This window comes from Candidatus Eisenbacteria bacterium, from assembly GCA_016867715.1.
Lineage (GTDB): Bacteria > Orphanbacterota > Orphanbacteria > Orphanbacterales > Orphanbacteraceae > VGIW01.
The window spans coordinates 1-8977 of the sequence record VGIW01000116.1 but is presented as its reverse complement, the minus strand read 5'-3'; the positions used below and the strand labels follow the sequence as shown (position 1 = coordinate 8977).

5 protein-coding genes and 2 pseudogenes are annotated in these 8977 nt (G+C 64.2%); 2 read left to right on the top strand and 5 right to left on the bottom strand.

Annotation, left to right across the window (positions count from 1 at the left end; genetic code table 11):
• The first annotated feature begins 92 nt into the window (after positions 1-92).
• Positions 93-1901: a right-handed parallel beta-helix repeat-containing protein gene (locus FJY73_13265; GenBank protein MBM3321625.1), complete on the top strand. Its 1809-nt coding sequence runs from the start codon at positions 93-95 to the stop codon at positions 1899-1901.
• Between the two features lie 137 nt (positions 1902-2038).
• Positions 2039-2698 (top strand): hypothetical protein, encoded by a 660-nt coding sequence (locus tag FJY73_13260; protein MBM3321624.1) that lies wholly within the window; start codon positions 2039-2041, stop codon positions 2696-2698.
• A gap of 282 nt (positions 2699-2980) precedes the next feature.
• Here the strand turns inward: FJY73_13260 and FJY73_13255 are convergent.
• The 5 genes and pseudogenes from FJY73_13255 to FJY73_13235 all read right to left on the bottom strand — a co-directional run bounded on the left by FJY73_13255 (position 2981) and on the right by FJY73_13235 (position 8977).
• Positions 2981-3993, bottom strand: a pseudogene (locus FJY73_13255) (transposase).
• A 127-nt stretch (positions 3994-4120) separates the two neighbouring features.
• Entirely contained in the window at positions 4121-5941 is a 1821-nt protein-coding gene (locus FJY73_13250; protein MBM3321623.1) for a sulfatase, read from the bottom strand.
• Between the two features lie 272 nt (positions 5942-6213).
• The gene (locus tag FJY73_13245) at positions 6214-6474 is read right to left on the bottom strand and encodes a hypothetical protein (protein ID MBM3321622.1); all 261 of its coding nucleotides are present in this window, start codon (positions 6472-6474) and stop codon (positions 6214-6216) included.
• Positions 6475-6843: 369 nt separating this feature from the next.
• Positions 6844-8172 (bottom strand): IS1634 family transposase, encoded by a 1329-nt coding sequence (locus FJY73_13240; protein ID MBM3321621.1) that lies wholly within the window; start codon positions 8170-8172, stop codon positions 6844-6846.
• A 699-nt stretch (positions 8173-8871) separates the two neighbouring features.
• Positions 8872-8977 (bottom strand): annotated as a pseudogene (locus FJY73_13235) (transposase).

Sequence of the window (8977 nt, the reverse complement as noted above, 5' to 3'; positions counted from 1 at the left end):
GCCAACCGTTGCACCTTCCGTCAGAAGTGGCCCGTCTACGGTTCATAGCGATCGCAGGCGGAGAGTGCGCGACGCTCGCTTGGGACTCCACGATGTGCGGCTGGCAGAACACGGAGTTCACGGAGGGGACCTTCACGAGCTTCGAGGGAGCGGCCGTCTGCGTGGCGGGAGAGCCGGACGAAGGGGGCGGAGACGACGACGGCGACCAGGGTGAGGGCGAACCCGACTCCTCGCTCACCGAATGTGATTCCCTCCCTTGCTGCCGGTATGTTGCGCAGAAGCCTGCGACCGGTCGAGTCTGGGTGGTCAACGACGACGGGACGATCGGGACGGACTGCGACTGTAATCATATCCAGGCATGCATCGACAGCGCGAGTGCAGGAGATACGGTTTGCGTGAATCCGGGAACCTACGACACCCTCATTACTCGTCTGTACGGTTTCGATGAGGACAGGCAGGAGCTGCACTCCAGGACAACGTTTTGTATTGACAAAGACAGTATTGTCGTGCTCGGAAAAGCTGGCGCTGCCTATACGATCATTGGGAGAGAGGCTCAGGACACTGCCCATGCATGCGTCATCGTAGCGGACCTTGCCGATCCTCCCGACGGAAACCGGCTCGAAGGAGTGGAAGTGCGGGGCTTCACGTTTCGGAAAGGCTTGGCGCGTACGTTTTCCAGCGGCGAGGCCTACGGCACAGGTGGAATGCTGATCACACACGCGGCCACCCGAACGGTGGTGGTGACAGAGAACGTCTTTGAAGGGAACCAAGGTTTTCATGGTGGCGCGATGCGAATTAATGGAGCGCCTCAGATCATAAACAATATCTTTCGAGGGAACACATTCTCCCGTGGCATGGAGCGTCCTCCCCCGTCGGGAGGAGCTATCTTCCTCGCCAGCGGCTGGAAGCGACCGAGGATTGAAGGGAACTCGTTCATTGAGAACGGACGTCCTCCGAGTGATACCGTGCGCGGCCGGGGCGGTGCAATCTGCCTTGAGGGGTGTGGTGCGGAGATAACGAAAAACCTGTTCTACTCAAACTGGGGAGACGTCGGTGGAGCCCTCTTCCTTTCCAACCCGGAATGCGATCCAACCATCGACTTCAACGTATTCGTTCGATGCAACGCGAATACCTACGGTGGCGCGATTGCCACCGCGGACGATTCTTCATGGATGAGCGTGCGAATCGGGAACAACACGTTCTTCGGGAACTCAGCGGATAGTCTGCAAGGCGGAGCGTTCTACACTCGCAACCCGGGCCTTGTGCTCGGCTTCGTGAGGAATGTAGTCATGTGCTCGCAAGGGGGAGGCGTGGTGATCGGTCATGAGGGAGTTGTGATTGATTCGTTTGGGTGCAACTGCTTCTTTGCAAATGACGGCCCGGCTTTCACTGGCATTTCAGAGGAAGAAGCGACCGATACCCTCCTCATGGATATAAACCCCCTTCTATGCACGCCAAATCCCTGTACGCTCTATGCGCTACACGCTTCCTCGGCGTGTGCACCTAATCAGGCCTGCGAGGCCCTGATTGGTGGCGTAGGAGTTTGTCAAGCCTGTTCAGATACGGTTGCTGCATGCAATTCCCTGATCCAGGCGTTTGTACGCGCATCATCCTCTGAGATCACGGATGCGCCCATAGCGCTTCGAGTATCCCCGAATCCATTCACATCGACGATCGGAATAGAGTGCGGAGTCCCAGGATCTGAGTCTTGGGTCTACGTAACGATTCACGACGTTCGCGGTCGGCTCGTTCAAGAGTTTTCCGGCCAGGTTGGGGGACGTGGCTCCTGGACATGGGATGGGAGAGATAACCGCGGAAAGAAGGTAGCATCCGGAGCGTACTTCCTTCGCGCGGAGGCGCTGGAGGCGAGCGTTGTGAGAAAGGTCATTCTTGTGCACTAGAGTTGCCACCGGGCTGCGGATTCAGTACTGTGCCGTGATCGGATGTCCATGCAAAGGGTGGTGGAGAGATGGCCAGATGTGGAATCCTCGGAACATTGATGATCCTTGCTGCGGGTCTGGGATGGGGAGCGGACTGGATGGATTTCGAGGGAAGCGTGCCGAGTCCCGTGTTGCTTTCGGAGACCATCGTCGGGCATGAGTGGCCGCCAACAAGCACCTCAACCTGCTCGATCGTCTATTGGAATACCTGTTCCGGATGGATCTGGGCGTGGGCGAGTGCGCTCGTCGTATGGGGAGTCGTCTTCGACCTTCCGGCTGATTGTGGGGCGCTCCCGGGAGTGGTCTGCGAGAACACCGGGTTCTGGTGGTATTGGCTGGATGCGATGCCGGGGTATGGGTATACCGTCGACTATCGACTGTACAACGCGGATGAGTCTCTCTGTCTTGTAGGTCCTCCGCTGAATACCCTGCCCGGCATCGAACCGTTGCCGCGCTGGAACTCGTACCCGGGACTAGGGCCTGTCGATAGCGGTTTCGCCGCGATTACGGTGAAATACAACTGCTCATCGATCCCCAAGATCGTGACGGACAATGCGCACAGAAACAGCATGAGCGGATGTGCTCCGGTCCCCGAAGAGGTTCACAGCGTGATGTATGATCTCGGCATTCCATGTCCGGCGTTTCCGGTGCAGGACCGAGTCGGCCCGTGCAACATCCTGATGGACGCGACGTTCTCGTGTGAGGAAACGTCGATCGAGCCCGCATCGTGGGGAGCGATCAAGGCGCTGTTTCGCTGAAGTGGCTCCCTGTCGTTCAGACAAAACCCATCCGCCGGTGACGTGGTCGATTTCGATGGTGTCCCTCATGAAAACCTCGTCCGGCCACTGGAGCACCTCCCTGACGCGGCCCGGGCGGTCCGTCGGGTTCTGATCCCGAGGCCAACGACCGGTCTCATCGGCTCCTGAACCGCCCGATGGTCGGCCAGAGCACTCGTCCGGTTGCCTCCGAGCAGCCGGTCGAGCGCTTCGGGGCATACCTCTTCCTTGTCTGCTCTCCATAGTAGAGGCAGGACCTCCTGGCTAAGCGGCTTCCCGCGTGTAGCGGTGATGGAGCCCGCCGACCAGCGGGATTGCGACGATTCTACCCATCTCCGGCGGCTCGATAGATCTCGGCTCCGGGCAGTCCTTGCCGAGCCCGAGGTGCGTCCGCGATTCGGCGTAGTACCGGAAGTACTCGCGCAGGACCCGGCGGAGATGCTTCTCGTTGAAAATGATGAAGTGGTCGAGGCACTCGCGTCGGACGGAGCCGATGAGGCGTTCGACGTAGGGGTTCTGCCAGGGGGAGTGGGGCGAGATTCGGACCTCCTCGATTCCGAGGTTCAGCACGGTTCGCTCGAACTCCACCCCGAAGATTTTGTCCCGGTCGTGGAGCAAGTACCTGGGCGCCGTATCCCACGGGAACGCTTGGATCAGCTGACGGGCGGTCCACACCGACGAGGGCGAGTCGGTGACGTTGAAATGAACGATCCGTCGTCTCCCGTGCGCGAGGATCACGAGGACGTAGAGGACGCGGAAGGTGGCGGTGGGGACGGTGAAGAAGTCGAGGGAGGCCATCTCGTCGAGGTGATTGTGGAGGAATGCCTTCCAGGTTTGAGAGGGAGGCTTCTTCGGTCGGACCATGTACTTCGAGACCGTCGGCTCGGCGATGTCGATGCCGAGCTTCAGCAGCTCTCCGTGGATGTGGGGCGCACCCCAGAGGGGATTCTCGAGAGACATCCTTCGGATGAGGTCCCGGATCTCCTTCGGTACTCGTGGCCGACCGGGCTTCCCGCTCTTCCACCGCCAGTAGAGTCGGAAGCCCTTCCGGTGCCACCGGACGACCGTGTCCGGCTTCACGAGGACGAGTAAGCCCCTCCATTCCGTCCACAGGCGGGAGAGGAGGACCAGAAGCCTCGGTCAAGAGGCCGGAACCGGGCTCTCTTCCCAGAACGTTGCAGTACTTGGAGTTGATGCCGCAGGGCGAGGTTCTCGAGGACGAGCGCCCGGCGGGACCGGAACATCGATGCTGTCGTGCTGAGAAGAAGTGATATCATAGAAATGAGGCTGAAGCACAGCGGGCGCAACGTCAACCGGGGCAAGGCGGACGAGTTATTGAGAGGGACAGCGGCAATGATCACCGGGAGCGCGAGCATCCCGGTGCGTGAGCCGCGCCGCTCCCGCTCAGTCCTCGATGTAGCCGAGCGCACGGAGCTCCTCCCTCTGCTCTTCCGTGATCCCGTCCTCGTCGGGGCGGGGACCTGCCGGCGCCTCGATCGCGAGATAGCGGTCGATCAGCTCCTCGAGCCTCGCGACGAGATCGGGGCGCGCGGCCGCGAGGTCCTGCTTCTCCCCGGGGTCCTCCGCCAGATCGAAGAGGAGGACGGTCTCTCCGGCGAGAGACCGGATGAGCTTGTACCGTCCGTCCGAGACGGCGAGGAGCTTGGCGGTGGAATCCGCGGGCTGCAGCGTCTCCGAGTAGGCGATGCGGTCCTGTGCGGCGCCCCCCGCCTCGATGAGGGGAAGAAAGGAGCGCCCGTCGAGCCCGGGAGGGGGCTCGGTGCCGAGCAGCTCGAGAAGGCTGGGAACGATGTCCACGCCGAGGACCTGTGCGTTCACCTCGGAGCCGGGGGCCAGGCGCTCGGGATAGCGGATGATGAGCGGGATGTGCACCTGCTCTTGGTACAGGCGCCGCGTGTGGCCGAGGTAGGAGTGATCGCCGAGCCCCTCGCCGTGGTCCGAGACCGCGACGATGACCGTCTCGTCGAGTTTGTTCGCGTCCGAGAGGGCGTCGATGAGCCGGCCGATCTGCTCGTCGACGCCGATGATCTCGCTGTCGTACGCGAACCCCATCTTGAACCGATCCGCCCAGCGGGTCCCCGGATGACGATCCCGCCGCCGGCTCGCCGCCTCGGGGAGGTACGGATCGTGGGCGTCGAAGTAGTGCACCCAAAGAAAGAAGGGCGCATCCCCGTACCTCTCCAGCCACCGCAGCCCGTCGTCGGTGATCTCTCGGCACCGCCGGTAGAGGCTCCGGTCCTGCACCAGGCCGATCCGGCTCAGCACCTGGGGGAGCAGCCCCCGAAACGCGCGCGAGAAAGGGTACGACTTGGAGACCCTCACGAAGTGGTACACGTCGAATCCTCTCGCGAGGCCGAAGCGCCTGTCGAGTGCTCCGGAGGCGATCATCGCCCCTGTCGTCCATCCCTCGTGCCGGAGTATCTCCGAGAGGATGGGGACCTCCGGGGCGACGCGGCAAACGCCGAAGGTGCGCACCCCGTGACGGATCGGGTAGGTGCCGGTGAGGATCGAGGCGTGGGACGGAGGCGTCAGGGAGGACTGGGCGACGGCGCGGCGGAAGAGGACCCCCTCGCGGGCCAGACGATCGAGGTTCGGCGTGCGGGAGCTTCGATACCCGTAGGACGGCAGGCGGTCGGCCCGCACGGTGTCGAGCGTGATGAGAAGGAGGTTCGGACGCGAAGCGCCCGGGGCCGATCCCTCCGGCAGAGGGGCCGGCCACTCCCCCGGCGCCTCCGGGCGGGGGCGGGGGAGCACGAGGGAGACCCCCACGAGCGCCGCGCCGCAAATGGCGAGGATCCGGCCCGCGGGAGGCCGGAAACGGATACGTCTCAACAGTTGATCGATCAATACAGCCGCAGCGGCCGCGGCGATCAGCCCGGCGAGAGGGAGGAGAGCGCGGACCCGGTCGGTGCCGGCCGGCGCCCGGTAGAAGAGGAGCCCGCCCTGGAGGCACGCCGCCCCGAGGAGAACGACGGCGGCGAGCGCCGCGCGTGACCGCACGGCGAGGGAGAGGGGGAACACGACGACGGAATAGGCGAGGGTCAGGAAGCCGAGGGTGCGGACGCCCTCGACGACGGGCGGGCGGACGAGCTCGCGAACGCTCGAGTGGAGCAGGACCTCGAGCGAAGCGAGAACGAGGGCGAGCCCGAGCGCGTCCACGAGCGCCGACGAGATCGAACGCGCGGCGGGGTTTCGGCCTTTCACATCGATTCTCTCCGGGTCGGGGATGGCGCGCGCATCGAAGTCCCGCGAGCAGCGAGCGCCCGGCCGACGCGAACGATGTCGTTCAGCGGCTTCCCGTCGAACCTAGCAGCGGCTTTCGACCGGCCGCAAGCGATTCTCCGGCTTCGTCGGCGCGGGGACCCCGCGGCCTCCGCCGGGACGCCCGGTGCTCACGATGATTCCGGCGGGGGCGGTTCGTGCGCGGACCGCTCCTCGGACGGCACGCCCGCGTCATCCCCCTTCTCCTTTCTCGTTCACCCCGGTCCGGCGCCGACCACGAAGCTCGAAAGGCCGGCGCCCGTGGCGAGGAGCCCGACGATCTTCTTCTTGTGATCGGTCCCCCGCAGCTCGAGCGCGCACGCGACGATGACCACGCCCCAGACGACGGCGTTCAGAATCAGGGCCTTTCCTCTGCTCGTTCGATACCCCTCTCGTCGACCCGGTGCTCCCGCGGCGGCGCCGGGCCGGAACACGGCGTCGCGCTCGCTCCGTCCGACGTTCGGTCTTCTCTTCAACTCATAAACTCATAAGGAATTCTATCCTGCGACGTTGTGTACGTCAAGCATGAAGGGGGCACGGAAGGGCCGTTCGGGCCGACTGTGGGGTCGGACAGGGGCGGCGGATCCTCTCTCCGGAGGATAGCCGCATGTCGGAGGAGGTCGGTGGGAGGGGGCTTCTCGAACGCGGGTGTTTTTCAGCGGGCCGGGGCGGGCTTATCGTAGTGCCTCCCAAAAACTCGTCCGCGTTGGCCTGGTCGACGTTACCGTCCGGCTCCTTCAGCCTCCCATTCATGATCGCACTACTTCTGAGAACGCCTAGCCCAAGTTCCGCAGTTCGGGGGGTGGTTTTGAGGTTTTTCAACGACTTACGGGGCCGAGTCGGCACTACATTTTCGTGATTCCGGAGGGGGGTCGGAGCCGTTCGGGGAGGCGGAGGCCGAGGCGATCGAGGAGCAGGGCTTGGGCTTTGTCGGGCCGAACCACGCAGCGGAGGCGCATCTCTCGTCCGGATCCGTCGGCGAGGGGGAGCACGACGTCTGTGCTCTGGATCCGGCCGAGCTCCCGGAGGATGGTTCGAGGGCTGTTGCCGAGGCCCGCTTCGATGCGAGCGGCGAATCGTTCATGCATCGCCTTTTCCTTCTCGCGGCGCTCAGCGGAGCGGCAGAGGAGGAACGTCTCCTTCCCGTCCGGTCCAGCACAGAGCTTCACCTCGATCCCCGCGCGGACCGTTTTCCAGTCGGTCGCTTGGGCGATTTCCCGGCTCCACTTCTTGACGTCGCCTCGATGCGTTCCGAGGAGGTACCGCCGCCCGGTCTTTTGGAGCCACGCAAGGTTCTCCGCGCTCATCATTCCTCGGTCCATCACCCAGATGCGATCGGCGAGACCGTAGCGGGCCTCCATCGTCTGCACGATCTCCTCGACCGTGGTGACATCGACCCGATTGCCGGGAAAGACCTCGTAGCCGAGCGGCATCCCCTCGCGCGTCACGACCAGAGCGATGCAGACCTGCTTGCAGTCCGGCCGATGGTCGCGGCTGTAGCCGCGTTGGGCGAGAGAGTTGCGAGCGGCGAGTCCTTCGAAGTAGGTGCTCGTGACATCGTAGAGCAGAAGGTCGTAGTCGAGAGCGAAGAGCTCGCCGAGACGATGCACCAGATGCCGCTCGATCGCGGTCTTGTGGGGAAGCAGACGATCGAGTGCGCGATAGAGCCGGTCGTCGTTCACGCTCTCGCTCGGAAGCCCGAGCAGATCTTCCAGCGCCGTTCGGCGATACCAACTCTCGGCGACGTGGAGCTCGCTGGAAGGCTCGCAGAGTCGCGCGACCACCAGCACCGCTGCCAAAAGAGACCAGGCGTACTCCTCGCGCCCTTCAGGCAAGAGCTCTTCGCACACCTCGTCCAGTCGTAGAGCCTGCCAGAGAGTCCAGCCGAGCCAGACATCCCCGAAGGATCGGCCACGCTCGAGGCGCACTCGGTTCAGATGAACCGGAACCGCGGCCGCGTCACAGGAGCGATCCTCGAAGAGCGCGCGTTGGCTCGCTCGCCCGACCATCGCACGCGCCAGAGCCCGCGCCTTCGCACGCCCCTCCGCGTCCAACTCGCCGAGCTGCGCGACCGTCTCCTGCACCACCTTCCCGTTCCGACGAACCGATCGCACCAAACGCCAGTATGTGTGCGTCTTCCCATCCTTGCGACGAACCGAGTGCCGAAGGTACATCTCTCTCCCTCGTCACTCCCGTATCGCAGATCCAAACGGCTCCGGCAAGGGGGTAGGTCGGCACTACACGGCCCCTCGCGCCCACCCGGCGCGCAAAGACACACACTTACCCGAACCCCATCCCCGAAAAAAACCGCGAGAGGCACGAAACTGCGGAAGTCGGGCTAGCGGATTACGGGAGTCCCGAGAAGCGGGCATTCCCGTAATGCGCCGGTTGAACGAAGCCGCGGGGTCCGGGTCTATGGGGATTTCATCGGGACGGGAGTCGGTGGGAGAGTCGGGTGGGTGCACCGATTCGTGGGAGGGGGAGGTGCGGGAGTGGACCGGGCGGGTCGGGTGCACGTCGGGCGGGCCGGAGCGGAGGCACCGGGACGTCAGGGGAGTGAGCGAGACAGGCCGACCCGTCTTGGCCGCTTCTCGTGCTCGGCTTCATCGCGGACCTCCCCCGGCGTCCGGGAACGGGGGATCGGTGCCGGTGGGCGCGAGCGAGTCTTCCGTGTTCCACTCGGCAGGGGACAGACGCACGAGGCGTCCGGTACGGCAGTGCGGACAGGCCATGAGATCGATGCCGGTCCGTTCTCGGAGGCGCTCCCACCAGGGGGTGTCTTGGGTCGCCGGATGGGCGTCCTCGGGGTCGGGAGTGTGGACGAGGGGTTCCAACCGGCGGCGGGCCAGGGCGCATCGGGTATCCACGTTGCGGGCGGCGTAGAGGCCGTAGTGGCGGATGCGGGAGAAGCCCTTGGGCAAGACGTGGAGGAGGAAGCGACGGAGGAACTCGACGGCATCGAGTGTCATCCGCTTCCTT